Origin of the sequence: Kitasatospora sp. NPDC101235, from assembly GCF_044767505.1 — a bacterium.
Taxonomy (GTDB): Bacteria; Actinomycetota; Actinomycetes; order Streptomycetales; family Streptomycetaceae; genus Kitasatospora.
The window spans coordinates 1-1,144 of sequence record NZ_JBIWNZ010000093.1 but is presented as its reverse complement, the minus strand read 5'-3'; the positions used below and the strand labels follow the sequence as shown (position 1 = coordinate 1,144).

Sequence of the window (1,144 nt, the reverse complement as noted above, 5' to 3'; positions counted from 1 at the left end):
TTCGATCTCTTCCGTATCTCCGAGGAGCACGGGATGCTCCGTGAGGCGGTGCGTTCGCTGGCCGAGGCGAAGATCGCTCCGTTCGCGGCGGAGGTGGACGAGCAGGGGCGGTTCCCGCAGGAGGCGCTGGATGCGTTGCAGGGCAATGACCTGCATGCGGTGCACGTGCCGGAGGAGTACGGCGGTGCGGGGGCGGATGCGCTGGCGACGGTGATCGTGATCGAGGAGGTGGCGCGGGTGTGTGCGTCGTCCTCGTTGATTCCGGCGGTGAACAAGCTGGGGTCGCTGCCGGTGCAGCTGTCGGGTTCGGAGGAGTTGAAGGCGAAGTACCTGGGGGCGCTGGCGCGTGGTGAGGGGATGTTCTCGTACTGCCTGTCGGAGCCGGAGGCGGGCAGTGACGCGGCGGGGATGAAGACCCGGGCGGTGCGTGACGGGGACTTCTGGGTGCTGAACGGTGTGAAGCGGTGGATCACCAATGCCGGTGTGTCGGAGTTCTACACGGTGATGGCGGTGACGGACCCGGAGAAGCGTTCGAAGGGTATCTCGGCGTTCGTGGTGGAGAAGGGCGACGAGGGCGTCTCGTTCGGTGCGCCGGAGAAGAAGCTGGGCATCAAGGGTTCGCCGACGCGTGAGGTGTACTTCGACAATGTGCGGATTCCGGCGGATCGGATGATCGGTGCGGAGGGTACGGGTTTCGCGACGGCGATGCGCACGCTGGACCACACGCGGGTGACGATCGCGGCGCAGGCGATCGGGATCGCGCAGGGTGCGCTGGACTATGCGAAGGGGTACGTCAAGGAGCGCCGGCAGTTCGGTAAGGCGATCGCGGAGTTCCAGGGGGTCCAGTTCATGCTGGCGGACATGGCGATGAAGCTGGAGGCGGCGCGGCAGCTGACGTACGCGGCGGCGGCGAAGTCGCAGCGCGGGGATGCGGATCTGACGTTCTTCGGGGCGGCGGCGAAGTGCTACGCGTCGGATGCGGCGATGGAGATCACCACGGACGCGGTGCAGTTGCTGGGTGGGTACGGGTACACCCGGGACTATCCGGTGGAGCGGATGATGCGGGACGCGAAGATCACGCAGATCTACGAGGGGACCAACCAGGTCCAGCGGATCGTGATGGCCCGCAACCTCCCGTAACCCG

1 protein-coding gene is annotated in these 1,144 nt (G+C 66.6%); it reads left to right on the top strand.

Annotated features, from left to right (window positions below):
- Nucleotides 1-1,140: acyl-CoA dehydrogenase family protein (locus ACIRRH_RS43950; RefSeq protein WP_403079113.1), on the top strand; the 1,140-nt coding region annotated here is incomplete at its 5' end.
- Nucleotides 1,141-1,144: the final 4 nt, after the last annotated feature.